Genomic DNA, 19,978 nt, shown 5'->3' on the forward strand with positions numbered 1-19,978 from the left:
CATTGGGGACCTGCTCTTTCGCGTTTTTCAAACTGTCCGCATGACCGATCGGCCATGAGGAGGGCTTACGCCTTGCCGGGAACCGGAACGCCGGTCGTGGGAAGCTTGACGTCCCAGTCGATCTTCTCCGGGCCGAGCTTCAGGTCGGAGCTCATCATGTCTTCCCAAGTGACCTCGAGGCCGGTGTATGCGGCCTGACGTCCCATAATCGCGGTGAGCGTCGAGGTCGCGACGTTGTGAGCCTCGTTGAGCCCCTTGTTGTTGCGAATCGAATCGATCAGGTCGATGTGCTCCTGATCGTAGGGGTTGGTGTTCTTCTGACCGCGTTTGGTCCGCGTGCTGAACGGGTTCGGACCGACGATCCCCTCGCGGCGGGCCATGCCCTTCTCGCCGACCACTTCCTCGCCGACGTTGCGGGCACAACCGTTGATCTGACGGCAGTAGCTCGCGACGTGAACATCACCCGGGTAGGTGTAGTCGACGGCGAAGAAGTCGTACTGGTCGCCGGTGACACGACGAGCCCGACCACCCATGCCGACCGCCTTGACCGGGTTGATGACGGTACCGTCCTTGCTGAGGTACCAGTTGCAGACGTCGAGGTTGTGGACGTGCTGCTCGACGATGTGGTCGCCCGAGAGCCAAGCCCAGTTGACCCAGTCGCGGATCATCCACTCCATGTCGTTCCACTTCGGATCGCGCTTGCGGAACCAGAGCTGATTCATCATCCAGTAGCAGCGAGCGGCCAAGACCTTGCCGATCGAACCGTCCTGGACCTTGCCGTAGACGTCGAGGTACTCTTTCTGGTGACGACGCTGCGTTCCCGCGACGAACGACAATCCCTTCTGTTTGGCGACCTCACCGGAGTTCATCACCGAGCGAGCTCCGACCGGATCGACCGCGACGGGCTTCTCGCTGAAGATGTTGATCCCCTTCTCGACCGCGTAAGCGATGTGCTCGGGACGGAAATAGGGAGGCGTCGCGAAGATAACGTAGTCGCAGCCGGCGTCGACCACCTTCTTGTAGGAGTCGAAGCCGAGATGCTTGCTGTCGTCGCTGACGGCGATGCGATCGCCCCACTTCTTTTGCAGACGCTTCAAGGAACTGTCCATGCGGTCCTCGAAGACGTCAGCCATCGCGACGATCTTCGTGGCCGGATCCGCCTGGAGCGAGTTGAAAGCGGCGCCCGTGCCACGTCCACCACAGCCGACCAAGCCGACGTTGATGACGTCCTTGCCCTCGGCGTGAGCCCTTCCGGCCAGTCCCATCCCGGCGATCGCCGCCGCGGACGTCGTGGCCTTCATGAAGTCGCGCCGGCTCTCCGACGCGCTTTTCGGCGTGTTCGCATGATCCATTACTTCGTCTCCTCTCCAGGTCGATAAGGTCGCACTACTCGAAAGCCAATATTCGTCGCATCGGTATGGTACCAGACGCTCTTGGGAATTTGGGGATCCTGTGAGCTCCAATCCTCGGTCGCCCCTTGGCGCGAGGAGGAACGCGACAGCTCGGCATCGTCGATCCAGGAACCACCGCGAGCGGTGTGGTATTCGTTCTCATCGGTGATAATCAGCGGATCGCGAATGACCTTGTCCTTGGGGAATCGCGCGAAGTAGTCATCGACGTACTTGTCCAAGCACCACTCCGAGACGTTGCCGTGCATGTCGAAGAGCCCGAGCGGGTTCGGCTTCTTCAGCTTCAGCTTCTGCGGCTTGTCGTTGGCGTTCTCGAAGTACCAATCGTACTCCCCGAGCATCTTCGCATCATTGCCGAAGTGGAAGTCGGTCTTGGTTCCCCCTCGGGCGGCCAACTCCCATTCCGCCTCGGTCGGCAGCCGGTAATGCTTGCCCGTCTTCGCGGAGAGCCACTCGCAGAACTGCATCGCGGCGAAGTGCGTCATGCAGAGCGCGGGATTGCCGTCGTGACCGTAACCAAAAGTCATGTCTTCATAAGGTGGCGTCGGCCGGGAAACCGCATCGGCGGCGAGATCGGCCGGGGTGAGCTTGCCACCCTTCTTCTTCAACTCTTCCCCCGCTTTGACGTCGTAGGCGAACGAGAAGACGTCGTAGATCTCCCATGACATCTCGGTCTCTTGAATCCAGAAGGGACTCACCTCGACCTCGGTCATCGGACCTTCGTTGTCGACGCCCAGCTCTTCGATCAGCTCCGGGCGGGCTCCCATGGTGAAGCGTCCCCCCTTCACCGGGATCATCTTGATGGTGAACTCCGTCCCAGGGATCTTCTGGACGTAGGTCTTGAAGTCGGGTCCGGGCGTGATCGGCTTCTCCGGAGAGTCAGCGACCCGGCGCAGTGAGGGGTCCGCGTCGGGAACCCGGGGTGAACGTTCGTCGAGATCCTTTTCCGACTTCTCCCACTTCTTCACGTCGGAAGGGAGCCCGGCATGGGAATACGACACGAAACCGATTGCAATCAGCAGAGGAGAGACAAAAGCGAGGAGGCGAGCGCGGTTGGCCCACCGCCGACCCATCGTTGGCATGGAAAACAAACCTTTGAACAGTCTTCGAGACGACTTCCGTTCCTAGCAGAAGTCCCCAGGCGGCATGTTGGCCGGCGATTGCTCATCCCGAGAACTCGACGCCATTGCAGCGCCGACGACGGAAACGAACCAACACCGGCCGAGCCGGAACCAACCGGAATGGTAAACGACCATTTTCGGAATCGCAACCTTCGTCCGCCGCGATAGTCCCCGAAGAGCCAAATACTTGCGTCAACGTCGCCCCACCTTGCGCGAGTTGCCGTCTCGCCCCCCCGACGAGGTGACGTCATGGCGACCAACGGCGTACAATGGAGTTGCCAAAGCAGCTACGATCCGCGCTCGAACGTCCCCAACTCGGAAATCACTCGATGATCAGCCCCTCCCTCCTGCTCCTCGCGGGAGCGCTCCTTCTTGGAAGCTCGCCAAACGATCACCGGCACGATCAGCAAGCTCCTCTTTTGAAGCGGTTCGCCTACCAAGAGCCCCACATGGGGACCGAGTTTCGCCTCGTCCTCTACGCCAAGACCGAGCGGGAGGCCGACGACGCCGCTTCCGCCGCGTTCGCCCGGGTCACCGAACTCAATGCGCTGCTGAGCGACTATGAACTCGAGAGCGACATCAGCCAACTCAACCGCGCGGCCGGCGGCCCTCCGCGCAAAGTCTCCGCCGACCTCTTCGCCGTCGTCCAGCGATCCAACGACTTCGCCCGCCTTTCCGACGGTGCGTTCGACATCAGCGCGGCCCCGCTGATCCGAGAATGGCGCCGTGCCCGAACGCGCCACCGGTTGCCCGATCCCCGGCGACTCCAGGAAGCCCAACGCCTCGTCGGGTGCGCGAAGATCCAGCTCGACCAGGTGCGGCGAGCCATTCGGCTACCCATGGAAGGGATGCGACTCGACGTCGGAGGGATCGCCAAGGGCTACACCGGCGATGAAGTCCTCAAGGTCCTCCGGGAGAAGGGAATCACCAAGGCCATGATCGATGCCGGCGGCGATATCGTCGTTGGCGACCCGCCCCCCGGACGCCCCGGATGGACCATCGCCCTGCAAGAGGTTCCCGGCGAGCCCAGCGAGAGTATCGTTTGCCACAACCTCGCGATCGCCACCTCGGGGGATACCTCCCGATTCGTGGAACTCGAGGGCAAACGCTACTCGCACATCATCGACCCGCGGACGGGACATGCCCTCACTAGCCGACTACAGGTCACCGTGATCGCCCCGAGTGGTACCGAAGCCGACGCGCTGGCGTCCGCGGTGAGCGTCTTGGGAGAGGAGGAGGGACTTGCCCTGATCGACGAGCGGGAGGGAGTGTCGTGTCGCATCGTGAACGTTTCGGGGCAGAAGTCGTCGGAATCGCGCAGCAAATGGTCGAAAAGGTTACCGATTACGCCGAATTATCGGAAAAAAGGGGAGAAATGACGGGCATTCTGTCCGCAAATCGGCAACGATGGTGATGTCAAGTTTGAACGTTCACCTTCATTGGGTCGTTCAGCCTCACGGAGGTCCGGCGGTTACCCTCAACCATGCCAGAGGCGCCAGTCGGTAACTAAAGTGAGCGCATAAGATTTCGATAGCCAAAATACAGGTCGGCTCTTGGTACCGTGATCACCAGGAGCCGACCTGGGCTTTTTCTTGCCTCACTCTTCCTTCCCGAAGAGTTCCTCGTTGTTCTTTCGGTACATCTCCTTGGTCGGCGGTGGGATCAAACGAGCCACCTCGTCGCCAAAGCCATGATTGAACGCCGGATCGATCGTGTAATGTTCCGCGACGGAACGCTCTGGCGCCCGGGCTTTCGCACGAAGGGCGACGCGACCGGCCGGCCCATCGACATCGACAAACCGAATCGACGAATCGTCGACCTCGAAGAGCGAGGTCTCGAGCATCTCCTTCAAACACCGCAAACTCGGCGCCCACCAGGTCGAGTAGTCGGGATAGATCTCGCTGCGCCCCGCGTTGAACCACATTGAGGCCCGGTCCTCGGTCTGATGAAACGCGGTCTCGAGCAGAAGCGTCCCCCCGGTCCGCAGCACGGAACGTGCCTGGGCGAGACTCAGCATCGGATCACGAAGGTGATAAAGCACCCCGAGATGCTGCACGATGTCGAAGCCCTGGGTCAGTCGCGGATCGGCGAAGAGAAGCGCGTTGAGCCGTTCGCGCAGATTGCTGGGAGCGACGTTCCAGAAGGGAATCACCGCGCTGAAGAGATGCTCGCGCGCCAGCAGGAAGTTGTCGAACCCCCGCGAGAAGAGTCCATGACAGTGGTGCATGCAGTCGGTCGCGACGACCAGCGATGCCCCGAGCGCCTCAGCCTCGAAACACCACATCCCGTCCCAGCTTCCGATGTCGACCACGCTCTTCCCGAGATAACTCATGTCTCGGCGGACTTGCCGAATCATCTCCCAAGTCGGCTTCAACACGTCGCGGCCTGGCGACAAGACGCCGTTGCCGAAGTCGATGATGTGGTACCACTGCCGACGAGCCATCTCCTCGACCAGAACGCGATCGAAGACCGCCCTCTCTTCGGGCCCAAGGCGTTCAGCACGGCGTTTGTCGAGAACGGGTACAGGTTCCATGTCGTTCGATCCTTCGAATGTTCCGCCGTCGTGGCGCCCGCGACACCCGGGAAGCGAGGGTGTTGATGGGTCACTCTTTCGCCCAAGAACTCTTGGGTGCCATGCCCACGCTCGCCGTGGGCATGCGGGAATCGCCTTTGATTCGGCAAGTTCCCGCACGAACGATGAACGAGCCTTCAGGTAGCCAACTTGCCAAGCAGGACACGACTGCACTGCCAAACGTCCAAATTCGGGTTGATGACTACACAACCCATTCTCACCGGCTGACAAGCAGCCAGTGGCACCCTGAAACATGGACGGCTTCGTGCACTAGGGTGATGTCCAACGGGAATCACCCGCGAAGCGGAGGCACTCCTCAACTCTCTCGTGCCGCACTATCTCCTAGCACGCCGCTCGCTGCAATCGTAATTGGGGACACGACCACAGCCTGGTCATCTTGGCAAAATGGGCGATTCGCGGCCTCGCCCGTCCCCAAGCTCCCGCAACGTGCCGCCGCCTCGCCCTCGGGGACTGAAAAAAATCTTGCATCCGCCGATCGCTCTGCTCGATCATAGGGCGGGGCCGAGGCTAGCGATGGGGAGGTTCGTCGTGGTTCATTCGACGAGGCCGATGGATCGCGCGCCATTCTTCGCGCCCGCCGAATCACACTATGCGAGGAGTCACCGGTGAAGAATCAGACCAGACGGCGTTTCATCAAGTCGTCGGCAGCATTGATGGCCGCGCCGGCCATCGTTCCCTCAAGCGTCTTTTCCAAGGAAGGTCAGCCCGCTCCCAGTGACAAGGTCATTGTCGGGTCGATCGGCGTCGGCGACTTGGGACGTCGCCACCACCTCAAGAACATGCTGCTCAAGAACCCGCGCATCGAAGTCGCGGCCGTCTGCGACGTCGATCGCGATCACCGCGACCTCGCCGCTCGCGACGTCTGGGAAACGAAAAAGAAAAAGGTCGGCGTCTACGAGGACTTTCGCGAGGTCTGCGAGCGAGACGACATCGATGCGGTCCTGATCGCGACGCCCGACCACTGGCACGCCCTGATCGCCAACTACGCGATGCAGTGCGGCAAGGACGTCTTCTGCGAGAAACCACTCACCTACACCATCGACGAGGGCAAAAAGCTCGTCCAAACCGCGCGCCGCTACGGCTCGGTCTTCCAGACCGGTAGCCAACAGCGCTCCGACAAGCGGTTCCGCCTCGCGTGCGAACTGGTCCGCAACGGCAAGATCGGCAAGCTCAAGCAAGTCGACACCATCATCGGCGGCATCAATCCCGGCTCCTGGCAGAAACCGGCGACGCCCCCTTCGGCACTCAACTGGGACTTCTGGCTCGGCCCGGCACCCTACGTCGACTATGCCCCCAACCGCGTTCACTACCAGTTCCGCTGGTTCAGCTCCTACTCGGGCGGCAAGATGACCGACTGGGGGGCCCATCACAACGACATCGCCCAGTGGGGAATCGGCGCCGACGGCTCCGGCCCGCTCAAGGTCAAGGGCAAGGGCGAGCGTCATCCCAACGGTCCGCACGACGTCTTCTTCAACTTCGACGTCGAGTACGACTATCCTGACGGCGTGAAGATGTTCTGTCACTCCGGCCCGATCGAACTCAACGGCGTCAAGATCGACAATGGCGTCATGTTCACCGGCAGCGACGGCTGGGTCTTCGTCAAACGCGGCAAGATCGAGGCCTCGAACCCCGAGCTGCTCAAGACCGAGTTCAGCAGTGGCGACGAACGCCTCTACCTCTCCAACCACCATCACAATAACTGGCTCGACTGCATCGCCTCGCGCGAACGCGCGATCTGCGACGTGGAGGTCGGTCATCGCTCCTGCACCGTCTGCCATCTCGGCAACATCGCGATGATCCTTGGCCGCGAACTGACGTGGAATCCCGAGAAGGAAGAGTTCGAGAACGACGCCCAGGCTAACCTCCTGCTGCGTCGGCCGATGCGTTCTCCCTGGACCATGTAGTCCGACGCGGAGCCAAAAACAAGAACCGAACATCATCAAGACACGAAGGAATGACTCACGATGCCGGAAACCAAAGAGAAAGAAGCTCCTCCGAGCCAAGAGCAGAAACTGATCGACCAACTCGCCAACAGCGATCCGGGCAAGGCCTACCAGGCCTACCATGCTCTGACCGAAAAAGTGACCTCCGCCGGTGATCCGGGGAAAGAGGCCGAGCGCGAGCGTCTTGCCAAGGTTCTGGCGGGCGCCCTCAACGCGACCAAGACGGTCAAGGAACGTCGCGGGGAGAAGCAGGTACCTCGCTACAACGAGAAGGTTCGTGGCGAACTCGCCCGCTTGGTCAGCTTGATCGGCGGCCAGCAGAACGTCGAGGCGATCAGCAAGGCGATGAACGAGATCGACGCTCGCGAGGCCGAGCGGTTCGCGCTCGACCGGATGACCGACGAGAAGTCAACGGCCAGCCTGATCGAGTTCGCCAAGAACGGACTCGGCCCGGACTTCCGGATCGGCTGCATCAACGCCCTCGGCTTCCGCCAGGGCAAAGAGGTCGTCGGCGCCCTCACGTCGCTGACCAACGACAAGAACGCGGGCGTTCGCCAAGCGGCGTTCAACTCGCTCGCGAACCAGACCGACCCCTCCGCCGATCAGGCCTTCGCCCAAGCGATCGCCAAGGCCCAGGGTCGCGATCTGCTCGCGCTGCAGATGTATCGCGTCCGCCTCGCCGGCACGCTCGCCGACGCCGGCAACAAGGAAGCAGCCAAGAAGGTCTGCCAAGCGATCACCGCCGACAAGAGGGCGCTCAAGCCTCAGCAGAAGGCCGCCAAGATCATCGCCAGCCGTCTGGGGTAGTCGGACCGATCGTCCTCCCGATTGGCATGTTCGTTGCCAAACAATCTCAGGGGTGCCATGCCCACGAAGCGTGGGCATGTCCCCAGAAATCCCGGCCAGCCCCGGTTGCTTCGCTACCAAACCTTCCGGCTAGCCCCGGTTGCTTCGCTACCAATCCTTATGGCTAGCCCCGGTTGCTTCGCTACCGGGGCGGCGCAGCCGAAAGAAGTCTCGGATGACGCGTTCAAACGCCCGAAACGTGATGAACTTTCAACGGCCTCTTGCGTGCAACCCACGCCCAAATTGACAAGGCCACACCGCCCGTTCTTCCGCCGCCCCTTGCGGGGCTTTGAGATCGGGGATGACGGTTTCCAGGGGTTGCCACCCCTGGCTACTAACCGCTGCCGCTCCGCGGCTCAAGACCCCATAACTCAACAACCTCCTCTTCCGGCTAGCCCCGCTTGCTTCGCCACCAATCCTTCCGGCCAGCCCCGGTTGCTTCGCTACCGGGGCGGCGCAGCCGAAAGAAGTCTCGGATGACGCGTTCAAACGCCCGAATCGTGATGAACTTTCAACGGCCTCTTGCGTGCAACCCACGCCCAAATTGACAAGGCCACACCGCCCGTTCTTCCGCCGCCCCTTGCGGGGCTTTGAAATCGGGGATGACGGTTTCCAGGGGTTGCCACCCCTGGCTACTAACCGCTGCCGCTCCGCGGCTCAAGACCCCATAACTCAACAACCTCCTCTTCCGGCTAGCCCCGCTTGCTTCGCCACCAAACCTTCCGGCTAGCCCCGGTTGCTTCGCTACCAATCCTTATGGCTAGCCCCGGTTGCTTCGCTACCAATCCTTATGGCTAGCCCCGGTTGCTTCGCTACCGGGGCGGCGCAGCCGAAAGAAGTCTCGGATGACGCGTTCAAACGCCCGAAACGTGATGAACTTCCAACGGCCTCTTGCGTGCAACCCACGCCCAAATTGACAAGGCCACACCGCCCGTTCTTCCGCCGCCCCGCCGCAACGAGTAGGCTAGAGAGGCTTGGGGAAGCGTCCGCACGTGTGAGGGGAGATCATTTTCATGGCTTCTCGGTTCTCCAAATGGACTTGGGCAGGCGCCATTGTCTTGGCCCTCCTTAGCCTCTTCAGCGAACCCACGATGGCCCAAGTGGCGACGACGGGCGCCGGGGGCGTCTTTGTCGATGCCCAAGGGGTGCTGCGGGCTCGCCAGACCGCCGACAAGGCGCGCAGCCGCAAGCTGGCCGCCCTCCGCAAACGCCGGGGACGCGATGCGGAGGTGATTGCCTTTGTCTCCCTTCCCAGACTCTTTCGCGAAGTAAAAGGCCGCGTCGATGCCGGCGAAGCGATTCCCGAGGAGATGGCGTTCCTCGATGGCATGACGCGGCTCCAATACGTCTTCGTCTTCCCTGAGGAAAAAGACCTCGTCATCGCCGGCCCGCGCGAGCCCCTCGATTCGCCCGAGAGCGGACGAGCCATCGGCGAGCAGTCGGGCCGTCCCACCCTCCGGCTCGACGATCTTGTCACCGCCCTTCGCACCGTCGGCCCTGGGAAGGAGAACACCAACTACGGCTGCTCGCTCGACCTGCCGCCCAACGCCATCCCGCGTATCCAACAGGCCGCCGGCCGGATCGGAGCCGTGCGCCGAGGCCGTGGCTACGGGCGGGTGATGCAAGCGATCGCCCAAGCCTGTGGCCCGCAGGAAGTTCGCTTCTTCGGCATCGACGCCGATACCCCTACCGCTTTCACCATGATCGAGGCCGACTACATCCTCAAGCAACTCAACCTCGGGCTCATGCGTTCGCCGGTCTCCAAAGTGAAGAGCCGCTTCGCCCTGCTCCGTCGTGGCGAGAGCCTCTACAGTCGCGTCTGGTTCACGCCCGATTACGACTCGCTCATCGTCGCGCCCGAGGGGGATGCGTACGAGCTGCGTGGTCAAGGCTTGCGGGTCCTCGCGAGCGATTCGCCCACCGGACGTTCCAACAGCTCCGGGCCGAGCGCCGAGGCGTTCGCCAAACAGTTCACCGAACACTTTCCCGAGATGGAGGCCGCGATCCCCGTCTTGGCGGACCTTCGCAATGTCACCGACCTCGGCGTTCTCGCCGCGCTGATCGGAACCGACCGATTGCACGAAAAAGCCGAGTGGGATCTCCGGTGGATCCTCGATCCTTCCGGCTATCCGGTCCCGAAGACGCCCGTTCCCACCACCGCCGCGACCCTGGCGAACGCGAAACTCGCGGGCCGTTCGCTCCTCCTCTCGGTCGGCGGCGTGAACCTCTCTCCTGGGAGGGTCGTCGAACAAGATCGCCAAGAGGCCCCGCTCGCGGATTTTCCCGTCAAACCGAGTCGACCATCGGAAGAAACCCAGTGGTCGATGCTGGGCGAATAGGAACTCTGGCGCTGCTCTCCCTCAATTGAGGACCAATCGGTTCGTAGAATCGAAGGTAGCGGTTGCATTCTCCCAAGACGGCACGTTACCGTGAGGGCAAGCGCAGACGAAGCACCCCGAGTCGCCACCGGATCAACCATCACGTTGCCTCCTTTGAGCGACGCCGGGAAGAGCTTCGAACAGAGATCACCCACCTTGTAAAGGGACCGATACCGATGGCCACCATGACGACCGCGACGCGACCGCCGAAGGTCAAGCAGACGAAGATGTTCATCGACGGCAAATGGCTCGACAGTTGCAGCGGCAAGACGTTCGAAACGCTCAACCCCACCAACGAAGAGCCGATCGCCGAAGTTCCTCTCGCCGGCAAGGAAGACGTCGATCTCGCCGTCGAAGCGGCGCGTCGCGCCTTCGAGACCGGCGACTGGCCGAAGATGGATGCCCGCGACCGCGGCCGCATCATGTACAAGATCGCCGACTTGATCGAAGAGAACATCGACGAGCTCGCCGCCCTCGAAACCCTCGACAACGGAAAGCCGATCGCCGAGAGCCGCCACGGCGACCTCCCCTTTGTCATCGACGTCTTCCGCTACTTCGCGGGCTGGGCCGACAAGATTCACGGCAACACGGTGCCGATTCGCGGCAACCACTTCTGCTACACCAAGCGGGAGCCGGTCGGCGTCGCCGGCCAGATCATCCCGTGGAACTTCCCACTCTGCATGGTCGCGTGGAAGTGGGCTCCGGCCCTCGCCGCGGGCTGCACCAGCGTCCTGAAGCCCGCCGAGCAAACTCCCCTTTCGGCGCTGCGGCTCGGCGAGCTGTGTCAAGAGGCTGGCATCCCCGATGGTGTCCTCAACATCGTCACCGGCTTCGGTGAGACGGGCGCCGCTCTCGTCGATCATCCCGGCGTCGACAAGATCGCCTTCACCGGCGAATACAAGACCGCTCAGATCATCATGCGCAACGCCGCCGAGACCCTGAAGCGGCTGACGTTCGAACTGGGTGGTAAGAGCCCCAACATCGTCTTCGCCGACGCCGACATGGACGCGGCGGTCGAGGGCTCCTACGTCGGCATCTTCCTCAACCAGGGACAGTGCTGCTGTGCGGGTAGCCGGCTCTTCGTCGAGGAGAAGGCTTACGACGCCTTCATCGACAAGATGGCGTCGCGCACCAAGGCCCGCAAGGTCGGCGATCCCTTCGATCCCAGCACCGAGCAAGGCCCGCAGATCGACCAGGCTCAGTTCGACAAGATCATGAGCTACATCGACAAGGGCAAGTCGGAAGGGGCCGAGTGCGTCGCGGGCGGCAATCGCGTCGGCGACAAGGGCTACTACATCGAACCGACTGTCTTCACCAACGTCAACGACGACATGGCGATCGCGACCGACGAGATCTTCGGCCCGGTCCTCTCGGTCATCAAGTTCAAGGACATGGACGAGGTCGTTCAGCGGGCCAACAAGTCGGCCTTCGGCTTGGCCGCGGCGGTCTGGACCCGCGACATCGGCAAGGCCCACGCGATCGCCAATCGCGTCCGTGCCGGCACCGTCTGGGTCAACTGCTACGACGTCTTCGACGCCGGTGCTTCGTTCGGCGGCTTCAAGATGTCTGGGCAAGGCCGCGAACTGGGCGAAAAGGCGCTCGATAGCTACCTCGAGGACAAGACCGTCACCGTCAACTTGGCGTAGGGCGGTCACGATCGCGCGATGCGCAGTATCATTCACGTACAATGAGGCAGCTCAGAATCGGAACTACCCTTCTGAGCTGCCTTTGGTTTTGCCGTGAAGACTTGAACGCAGCTGAGTAGTGTCGGAGTTGTCACTGGAAGTGACTCCGCTAGGTGGATGAAGCTTGGCGGTGTTGGGTTGACCGGTGTCCGATGATGTATTGACGGATTCGGTTGCTGGATCTGCTTGCCTGAACTCGTCAATGATGGCTTTCATCCGATCAAGTTCCGCGTCAGCGAACTTGTCGGCCGGCACGAGACTCAAAAACTTGCCCATCACGTCGCAGATTTCTCTCGTGATGTCGACCATCGGCCATTCAGATATCTTGTCGCTGTCAAGCTGATTCACGCCCCGACGATCCGTCGTGATGTGCGCAACCTTCTTGTTTGCTTCCTCCTTGTATGCAACCAAGAATTCTGGACGTGGAGAGAGGTATCGTTCTTCCCAATCGTTGGCGAAGTCCCACGCGAAAACGTCTGTCTTCCGTGAATTGTCTGGTGTTGGAGAACTCGTTCTCTTACGCAAATGCCCAAAGAAGAAGTCAAACAAGGCTCGGTAGTGGATTGCGAACGCTTCAACACACGCATTGTTCACATCGTCACTTCCGAAATCACCGTTTCGCTTTGCATGCTCAATCGTCAAGCCAACTAGCTGTTCAAGTTCGTATCGCACCGTCTCTGAATCGAGTGGAAGACCGTCTTGGTCGAAGTCCTTGCGGCGATCCTCGGGATCCCAACGAAGCTCATATTGCGTCATGTTAAATTCTCCTAGACGAACACTCGCTCAACATCCGCATCTTTCCAGCATACCAGACTCCCGATTGTCCCCCATTCTCGCACGACAGAGTCGGCACGAAGTCTCGAACGACGCACCCTCTCTCGACACACTCACTTCGCCAAACTGGACCTCCACCCGCGACCTCCTGCGGGCGAGCCATGCCCGAAAGGAGCATGGCGATCCTGACTCCGCCCCGGTAGCACAGCAACCGGGGCTAGCCAAGAGTGTGACAATCGCATCATCGCAAGGCTACCCCCGGTTGATTCAACCGGGGCCGACGAAGTCGGCTAGAAGTCTCAAAACGAGACCCTCAACCGCCGACAAACTGTCCGTCCCCGGCGTTCAACCTCCACCCGCGACTTCCTGCGGCTGCGCCGCCCCGGTAGCACAGCAACCGGGGCTAGCCAAGAGTGTGACAATCGCATCATCGCAAGGCTACCCCCGGTTGATTCAACCGGGGCCGACGGAGTCGGCTAGAAGTCTCAAAGCAAGACCCTCAACCGCCGACAAACCGTCCGTCCCCGGCATTCAACCTCCACCCGCGACCTCTTGCGGCTGCGCCGCCCCGGTAGCACAGCAACCGGGGCTAGCCAAGAGTGTGACAGTCGCATCATCGCAAGGCTACCCCCGGTTGATTCAACCGGGGCCGACGAAGTCGGCTAGAAGTCTCAAAGCAAGACCCTCTACCGCCGACAAATCGTCCGTCCCCGGCATTCAACCTCCACCCGCGACTTCCTTGCGGGCGAGCCATGCCCGAAAGGAGCATGGCGATCCTGACTCCGCCCCGGTAGCACAGCAACCGGGGCTAGCCAAGAGTGTGACAATCGCATCATCGCAAGGCTACCCCCGGTTGATTCAACCGGGGCCGACGAAGTCGGCTAGAAGTCTCAAAGCAAGACCCTCTACCGCCGACAAATCGTCCGTCCCCGGCATTCAACCTCCACCCGCGACTTCCTTGCGGGCGAGCCATGCCCGAAAGGAGCATGGCGATCCTGACTCCGCCCCGGTAGCACAGCAACCGGGGCTAGCCAAGAGTGTGACAATCGCATCATCGCAAGGCTACCCCCGGTTGAATCAACCGGGGCCGACGAAGTCGGCTAGAAGTCTCAAAGCAAGACCCTCTACCGCCGACAAATCGTCCGTCCCCGGCATTCAACCTCCACCCGCGACTTCCTGCGGCTGCGCCGCCCCGGTAGCACAGCAACCGGGGCTACCCAAGAGCGTGATCATCGCATCCTTGCATGGCTACCCCCGGTTGATTCAACCGGGGGTAGCCAAGGAAGAAACGTGAGCACCCAGAACCCATCGTTTCCCCCATTTTCGCACCTCCCTTCGCGTTTCACCTTGACCTGATCCAATCGCCGGGTATGGTGCGCTCGCATTCTCCTTTTGACGCGACACCCCAGACCTTGGCACGAACGTGGACCCGGACGCCGATTGACGGCGCCTTTTCCGCGAGTCGAACGTGCCCCGATGGAACATCATGAACGAATCGAACCCAGCGGACGACGAGCAGGATCGTCCGACAGATGAGACAGTCGATGACGGCGAGAATGAAGCGGGCTCGCGGCATCTCTCGGTCATGCCGAGAGAGGTGATCGAGCACCTCGCTCTTGAGCCGGGGCAGACGATCGTCGACGCGACGCTCGGACTGGGCGGTCATTCGCAGGCGATTTCGGAGATCCTGGGGCCAAACGGCCGGCTGATCGCTCTCGACCAGGACCCGGCGAGCCTCGAGGCGGCCGAACGGCGCGAGTACGGCTGCCCGATCGAGATGATTCACGCGAACTTCGCGGACCTACAGTGGGTCCTGTCGAAGCTCAAGATCGAGAGCATTGATGGGGTGATCGCCGATCTTGGCGTCGCGTCGCCCCAGTTGGATATCGCGGAACGGGGTTTTAGTTTTCGGCACGATGGCCCCCTCGACATGAGGATGGATCCGACAAGCGGGGAACCGGCGAGCCAGCTCGTCGCCCGGCTTTCGGTCGAGGAGTTGACGAAAATCTTTCGCGAATACGGCGAGGAACGCTTCAGTCGGAGGATCGCCCAGCGGATCGCGGAGGATCGACGCAAGCGGCCCTTTGCGACGACCGGCCAGTTGGCCGAGATGATCCGCAGGACAGTGCCGCGTCCCCGGCCCCAACCGCATTGGAAGCGGCGGACGCCGGAGATCGACCCGGCCACGCGCGTCTTTCAGGCATTGCGGATCGCGGTCAATGACGAGATGGGAACGCTCGGGCGGCTGCTGAAATCGCTGCCGAGCGTCCTAAGAGCTGGCGGTCGGGCCGTGGTGATCAGCTTTCACTCGCTGGAGGATCGCCAAGTGAAGGTGGCCTTCCGCGAGCGGGAGGTTTGGGACGTGCTGACGAAGAAGCCGCTTCGCCCGACCGACGAAGAGACCGACTCCAACCCGCGTGCCCGCAGTGCGAAGTTGCGGGCGGCGCAGCGCCGGTAACAACCATCGAATCCGACGCCGCGAGCAAGGACGCTTGTGGTGCCAGAACGAGGAACATCGGATGTCGTCGCAAATTGCTGTTTGGCCCGACCGGTTTGAGGGAGGACCGGATTCCATGACGCGCGATCTGAAAATCGTCGCGGCAACCGCGGCCATCTTCGTGACCGTCGTCGGAGGCGTGTTGGCCTACAAGGGTCAACTCGATGCCGGACGGATCTTGGCTAAAGTCGACCACGCGTTGGGAACCGGCCCCGCGGTCACCGGGAATCAGGGACCGGGGAACGGTCCGCGGATCCAGCCGGGATTCATCGACGCCTCGGAATCCGGCGCAGGCGATTCCTCCGAGAGTGCCGCGACCGAGCCAACCGAGGTTCGCACCGAACGCCTCGACGTGCCCGCCCCGCCGCCGCTTCCCAGCGTTCCCCCGGCCGCGACCAACGTGGTCGCCGAGGAGCCGAAGCCGACACCCAGCAAGAAATCCAGCGCGCTGAAGGAGACGATCTCGGCCGTGGGCCCGGCGATCGCCGACCTCTGGTCGACATTACCCGGCGCCGACGCAAGTCAGAAGGAAATACCAAACGTGACCGTCGAGGAGATGCCAGCCGCGCCGCCCGAAGCATCCGCGATCCGGTCCGAACCGAGCGCCCCGGCGCCATTGCCGATCGATATCGTGGAACGTGAGAGTTCGATCCCTTCGGTCAAGCAACGGGAGACAGCGACGTCCGAACTGGCCAAGGAGAAGGATGAGGGGTTCGTAGCCGCCCAAGAGTCGGTCCCCGCGCCCGCTTCTCCCGCGGCGATCCCGCCGGCGCCCGCGATGTCCGTGAAAAGCGAACCGTCCGTGCCGAGTGCCCCTCCCGCGCCGAGCGAGTTGGCCGCGATGCCGACCCCGGCAAAAGTCAGCTCGGCGCCAAAGGCCAGCGACATTATTTCGCAACCGAAGGCGGTCATCAATAGCGACAAGCCCTTGGTCTCCGAGGTGACTTCCAACGCGCCCGCGGCCTCTCCGAAAGCGATGGAGTCGATTCCCTCCTCGAGCGAACCGATCGTCACCCAACGGACCGTGCCCGCTCCGCTGAACCGTCCGCCGGGCAATTCCATGATCACGAAGCGACGAACCCCGGTTCGCAACGTCCCGTCGGTCATCTTCGACTATGACCCGTCGAAGCCGCCGGCAATGGAGACGATTCCGGGAACGCGGGTCTTCTCGGCGAATTCACGGCCCGAGCCCAAACCGACGGTGGACACGGTCCCAGCGGTGTCGATTTCCGCCATCGAGCAAGTCGGTCCCCAAACACGACTGGTCGCCGATCGACGGACCGAGCCGGAGCGTGCCGAAACGTTGGTCGCGCCGGCCACGATTCCACCGACCGAAGATCGTCCCGCCGTCACTATTTCCGCCAAGGAACCGGTCGCGTCACCACCGACTCCCCAACGCCTGTCGATCCCGCGCAAGACGCTCAAGCGAATCCCCAACGAGGCGTCGGCCAAGGTTCAAGCGGAACCGAAGAATACCGTCGCGACCACCGCCGCGGGGACGCAGCTTCCCGATCGCAAGGTGATCGCCAAGGCCGTTCCCATCACCGCGAAAGCGGAAGAGGCAGAAAAGCCGGAGCCGCGAACGCTCGACCTCCAGCCGTCGGTCGCGATGACGGAAGAGGAACAGCAAGCCCAGACGACGGAGTTGGCGGCCACGCCGCCTCGCGAAGTCTTCGTCCCGGTCAAGCGGCGCGTGGTGCCCGCCAGCGGCGTCGAATACGTTCGTCCCGGCAAGCAGGAACCCGGATCCGACGGAGGCGTTCAACTCACCGGCGGCGGCCGCGATGGGAAGAAACAAGTCGACTTGCTCTCCTACGACGTCGAAACCTACGTCGTCCTCCAAGGCGACACGTTCGACACCGTCGCGAAGTCGATGTATGGCAGCGCGGACTACGGGTCCGCTCTCGCCCGCTACAACCGCTCGCGACTGCGCAACGACGACAGTTTGACGACCGGATCGCGCGTCCTGGTGCCACCCGCCGCGATCCTCAGACGCGAGTATCAGGAAGTCAACAAGCGGAACAAGGAGTCGTTCCAGAAGGTCGTTCAGTCGGGGACGCCCGTCATCGCGCGTGCCGATAGCGATCTCGAGGCGGCTGGGGAACCTGCGGAGAAGGAACCGACGCTGCAAGCCGAGCCCGCCCGTCTCGCTCAGACGACGCGGAAGGAAGCGTCGCCGGCGCTACCGACCACCATGCCCGGCGAGCCGGAAGAGCCAACGGCGAAAGAAAACAAGAACGTCTACGTCGTGGAGAAGGACCGCGAGACCCTCTACGCGATCGCCCGTCGCACGCTTGGTGACGGAGACCGCTGGCGCGAGATCTACGACCTCAACCGCGACCAACTTCCCAACGAGTTCGACGTGCCGATCGGAACCGCCCTTCGTCTTCCCGGCGGCAAACTGCCCCCGCGCTGACAAGCGGCCCGCTTGAAGAGATGTTACTGCGGGATCGCGATCTCGCCGCTGAAGACCTCGGCGGCGGGACCGGTCATGGTGACGACGTCGTCGGCCTCCGACCACTCCAGTTCCAAGTCCCCCCCCAAGAGATGAATCAGCGCCCGGCGTTCGGTCCGGTCCGTCAGGACGCCCGCGACGGCGACGGCGCAGGCTCCCGTTCCGCAAGCAAGCGTCTCGCCCGAGCCTCGTTCCCAGACCCGCATCCTCATCTCCGTCGGCGAGAGCACCTTCACGAACTCGACGTTGACACGCTTGGGAAAGGCGGGATGGTTCTCGATCTTTGGGCCGAAGCCGAAGACCAACTCGTCCTCGAGCGAGTCGACGAAGGTGATCGCGTGCGGATTTCCCATCGAGACCGCCGTGATCTTGAAGGTTCTGCCATCGACCTCGAGGGGAACCTCGATCGGCGGATCGCCAGGGAGGGTTGTCGGAATCTCCGCGGCCTTGAGCACCGGCGACTCCATGTTGACGCGAACGCGCTCGGTCAAACCGCCGGACGTTTCAAGCTCCAGACGCAGCGTGCCTCGACCTGTTTCGATGAGCAAGTCAGTCTTCGGGACAACGGCGTGATCGTAGAGATACTTCGCCACGCACCGGATGCCGTTGCCGCACATCTCCGACTCGCTGCCATCGGCGTTGAACATGCGCATGCGGGCGTCGTTGCCGGAGTCGGTCGGCGGGCAGATGAGAATCAGTCCGTCGCCACCGATGCCGAAGTGTCGATCGGCGACCAGCCGGCTCACCGCCGCGGGATCTTTCGGGACCGGCTCGTCAAAACAATTGACGTAGACATAGTCGTTCCCCGCCCCGTGCATCTTCGTGAACCGCATGACCGTCTTCCCGCCTTGTTCTCGCTCGATTCGCCTGGGCACTCAGGCCGAGGACGACCACTTCGAGCTGCCCATTGATTCGCTCCGATCGCGCGTCGGTGCCACCGCGTCGCTCTGGATCCAACGCGATCGAACAGGTCAGTATAGGGCGTGGAGATCGTCGCGGGAAGGAACCCGGAGGGACAGCCCCTTGCGTACCATCGCTGGGGTCGTTAGAACCAATCATCACGGTCACCGTCGCCGAGGGGAGACCGTCGAGTACGACAGCCCCGGCATCGTCCCTCGCGGTCGAGAAATGACTCCGGGCGGCGAACATGAACAAGAGACGGCGTCCCCATCGAAGCGCAACCGACCGATCGAAACAACACGAGAGGTATCCATGTCCGAGGGATTCACGAGTTCCGAAACGTTCGACTCCGAGGAAAAGCGTCCGAGCCGCCCGAAGGGGCAAGGGCTCGGCTGTCTCGGCTGGTCCCTGATTGGCTGCGGCGGCGTGCTCGTCGTCTTCGTCATCGCGGCCATCATCCTCGTTTGGTACATGAAGAGCCTGTTTGTCGAGGATCCCGTTCAGGCCGGCAAGATGCTTCAGGAGATCGTCCCCTGTAGAGTTCCCGAAGGCTATGAGCCGCGGATGGCCATGAGGATCCCGATTGTCGACGGAAGCTTCGTCGTCATCGCTCCCAAGGGAGTCGCGTTCGCCGGCAGTGACGAGAAGGCCTTCGACTTCACCGTCTTCTTCGTCGCTCATTTCCCCGGCGCGACTAAGGAACAATTGCAGGTCCAACTCAAGCAGCAAGGGATCGGGGACGGAGAGAACGTCCAGGTGAAAGACGAAGCTCCCGTCGAGATCGAGGCGGGCGGCGAGACGTTCCGCGGCGAACGAGCCGTGAGCCAGGGCAAGGGCGACGGCAAGCCAATGGTGCAGTACTTCTTCCCGCTACGGGCGGGGGTGATCATGGCCGCGTTCGGTCCCGAGGAGAAGTTCGACGAGGCCGCGCTGAAATCGTTCCTCGGCTCGATTGCGGAGAAGGATGGAAACGAAGCCAAGGCGGAGCCGGCCAAGGAGGCCGCTCCCGCTCCGTAAGGGCGTCTCCGGCGACGCGACCGAGGGCGGACAAATGAGTTCCGCCACGTGTCCTTGAGAGCGATCATCCTCCCGAGAACGACATCGTCCCGGCATGCCCACGAAAACGAGGGCATGGCACCCAGTTCCCTGGGTAGCCCCGGTTGCTGTGCTACCGGGGCGGCGCAGCCGCAAGAAGTCTCCGGGGACGCGACCGAGGGCGGACAGATGAGTTCCGCCACGTGTCCTTGAGAGCGATCATCCTCCCGAGAACGACATCGTCCCGGCATGCCCACGAAAACGAGGGCATGGCACCCAGTTACCTGGGTAGCCCCGGTTGCTGTGCTACCGGGGCGGCGCAGCCGCAAGAAGTCTCCGGCG

General features: G+C 62.3%; 13 protein-coding genes. 8 read left to right on the plus strand and 5 right to left on the minus strand.

Annotated elements, in window-relative coordinates; translation table 11 throughout:
• Positions 1-65: 65 nt before the first annotated feature.
• Both Pan216_RS21330 and Pan216_RS21335 read right to left on the minus strand, forming a co-directional pair.
• Positions 66-1,352, minus strand: a complete 1,287-nt coding sequence (locus tag Pan216_RS21330; RefSeq protein ID WP_145261175.1) for a Gfo/Idh/MocA family oxidoreductase — start codon at positions 1,350-1,352, stop codon at positions 66-68.
• Positions 1,352-2,491 (minus strand): formylglycine-generating enzyme family protein, encoded by a 1,140-nt coding sequence (locus Pan216_RS21335; RefSeq protein ID WP_145261177.1) that lies wholly within the window; start codon positions 2,489-2,491, stop codon positions 1,352-1,354. Before Pan216_RS21335 ends, Pan216_RS21330 begins: the two co-directional genes overlap by 1 nt.
• Before the next feature lie 368 nt (positions 2,492-2,859).
• Here Pan216_RS21335 and Pan216_RS21340 point away from each other — a divergent pair, with 368 nt between their 5' ends.
• A complete protein-coding gene (locus Pan216_RS21340) occupies positions 2,860-3,909 on the plus strand; it encodes an FAD:protein FMN transferase (RefSeq protein ID WP_419192815.1) in 1,050 nt (349 codons plus the stop codon).
• A 218-nt stretch (positions 3,910-4,127) separates the two neighbouring features.
• On the opposite strand, the gene Pan216_RS21345 is transcribed toward Pan216_RS21340, so the two are convergent.
• On the minus strand, positions 4,128-5,063 hold the full coding sequence (locus tag Pan216_RS21345) for a DUF1698 domain-containing protein (RefSeq protein ID WP_419192816.1): 936 nt from the start codon (positions 5,061-5,063) through the stop codon (positions 4,128-4,130).
• 665 nt (positions 5,064-5,728) lie between these two features.
• Here Pan216_RS21345 and Pan216_RS21350 point away from each other — a divergent pair.
• The 4 genes from Pan216_RS21350 (at position 5,729) to Pan216_RS21365 (ending at position 11,936) form a co-directional block, all read left to right on the plus strand.
• On the plus strand, positions 5,729-7,027 hold the full coding sequence (locus Pan216_RS21350; RefSeq protein WP_419192817.1) for a Gfo/Idh/MocA family protein: 1,299 nt from the start codon (positions 5,729-5,731) through the stop codon (positions 7,025-7,027).
• A 60-nt stretch (positions 7,028-7,087) separates the two neighbouring features.
• Entirely contained in the window at positions 7,088-7,873 is a 786-nt protein-coding gene (locus tag Pan216_RS21355) for a HEAT repeat domain-containing protein (protein WP_145261183.1), read from the plus strand.
• A gap of 1,052 nt (positions 7,874-8,925) precedes the next feature.
• Positions 8,926-10,251 carry a DUF1598 domain-containing protein gene (locus tag Pan216_RS21360; protein ID WP_145261185.1) on the plus strand — a complete coding sequence of 442 codons (1,326 nt, stop codon included), beginning with the start codon at positions 8,926-8,928 and terminating at the stop codon, positions 10,249-10,251.
• 215 nt (positions 10,252-10,466) lie between these two features.
• A complete protein-coding gene (locus Pan216_RS21365; protein ID WP_145261187.1) occupies positions 10,467-11,936 on the plus strand; it encodes an aldehyde dehydrogenase family protein in 1,470 nt (489 codons plus the stop codon).
• Positions 11,937-11,999: 63 nt separating this feature from the next.
• On the opposite strand, the gene Pan216_RS21370 is transcribed toward Pan216_RS21365, so the two are convergent.
• The gene (locus tag Pan216_RS21370; protein WP_145261189.1) at positions 12,000-12,731 is read right to left on the minus strand and encodes a hypothetical protein; all 732 of its coding nucleotides are present in this window, start codon (positions 12,729-12,731) and stop codon (positions 12,000-12,002) included.
• Between the two features lie 1,504 nt (positions 12,732-14,235).
• Between Pan216_RS21370 and rsmH the strand changes: the two genes are divergently transcribed.
• The gene (gene rsmH, locus Pan216_RS21375) at positions 14,236-15,207 is read left to right on the plus strand and encodes a 16S rRNA (cytosine(1402)-N(4))-methyltransferase RsmH (RefSeq protein WP_145261191.1); all 972 of its coding nucleotides are present in this window, start codon (positions 14,236-14,238) and stop codon (positions 15,205-15,207) included.
• 115 nt (positions 15,208-15,322) lie between these two features.
• Complete coding sequence (locus Pan216_RS21380; protein ID WP_145261193.1) at positions 15,323-17,662, plus strand: LysM peptidoglycan-binding domain-containing protein; 2,340 nt, start codon at positions 15,323-15,325, stop codon at positions 17,660-17,662.
• Between the two features lie 23 nt (positions 17,663-17,685).
• Here the strand turns inward: Pan216_RS21380 and dapF are convergent, their stop codons facing one another.
• Positions 17,686-18,534: a diaminopimelate epimerase gene (dapF, locus tag Pan216_RS21385; RefSeq protein WP_145261194.1), complete on the minus strand. Its 849-nt coding sequence runs from the start codon at positions 18,532-18,534 to the stop codon at positions 17,686-17,688.
• Between the two features lie 379 nt (positions 18,535-18,913).
• Here dapF and Pan216_RS21390 point away from each other — a divergent pair, with 379 nt between their 5' ends.
• Positions 18,914-19,618 (plus strand): hypothetical protein, encoded by a 705-nt coding sequence (locus Pan216_RS21390; RefSeq protein ID WP_145261196.1) that lies wholly within the window; start codon positions 18,914-18,916, stop codon positions 19,616-19,618.
• The last annotated feature ends 360 nt before the right edge of the window (positions 19,619-19,978 follow it).

It is taken from the genome of Kolteria novifilia (genome assembly GCA_007748055.1).
GTDB lineage: Bacteria > Planctomycetota > Planctomycetia > Kolteriales > Kolteriaceae > Kolteria > Kolteria novifilia.

Coding starts and splice junctions, on each gene's coding strand:
- Pan216_RS21330 (WP_145261175.1), bottom strand. CDS start 1,352: ATGGATCATGCGAACACGCCGAAAAGCGCGTCGGAGAGCCGGCGCGAC.
- Pan216_RS21335 (WP_145261177.1), bottom strand. CDS start 2,491: ATGCCAACGATGGGTCGGCGGTGGGCCAACCGCGCTCGCCTCCTCGCT.
- Pan216_RS21340 (WP_419192815.1), top strand. CDS start 2,860: ATGATCAGCCCCTCCCTCCTGCTCCTCGCGGGAGCGCTCCTTCTTGGA.
- Pan216_RS21345 (WP_419192816.1), bottom strand. CDS start 5,063: ATGGAACCTGTACCCGTTCTCGACAAACGCCGTGCTGAACGCCTTGGG.
- Pan216_RS21355 (WP_145261183.1), top strand. CDS start 7,088: ATGCCGGAAACCAAAGAGAAAGAAGCTCCTCCGAGCCAAGAGCAGAAA.
- Pan216_RS21360 (WP_145261185.1), top strand. CDS start 8,926: ATGGCTTCTCGGTTCTCCAAATGGACTTGGGCAGGCGCCATTGTCTTG.
- Pan216_RS21365 (WP_145261187.1), top strand. CDS start 10,467: ATGGCCACCATGACGACCGCGACGCGACCGCCGAAGGTCAAGCAGACG.
- Pan216_RS21370 (WP_145261189.1), bottom strand. CDS start 12,731: ATGACGCAATATGAGCTTCGTTGGGATCCCGAGGATCGCCGCAAGGAC.
- rsmH (WP_145261191.1), top strand. CDS start 14,236: ATGAACGAATCGAACCCAGCGGACGACGAGCAGGATCGTCCGACAGAT.
- Pan216_RS21380 (WP_145261193.1), top strand. CDS start 15,323: ATGACGCGCGATCTGAAAATCGTCGCGGCAACCGCGGCCATCTTCGTG.
- dapF (WP_145261194.1), bottom strand. CDS start 18,534: ATGCGGTTCACGAAGATGCACGGGGCGGGGAACGACTATGTCTACGTC.
- Pan216_RS21390 (WP_145261196.1), top strand. CDS start 18,914: ATGTCCGAGGGATTCACGAGTTCCGAAACGTTCGACTCCGAGGAAAAG.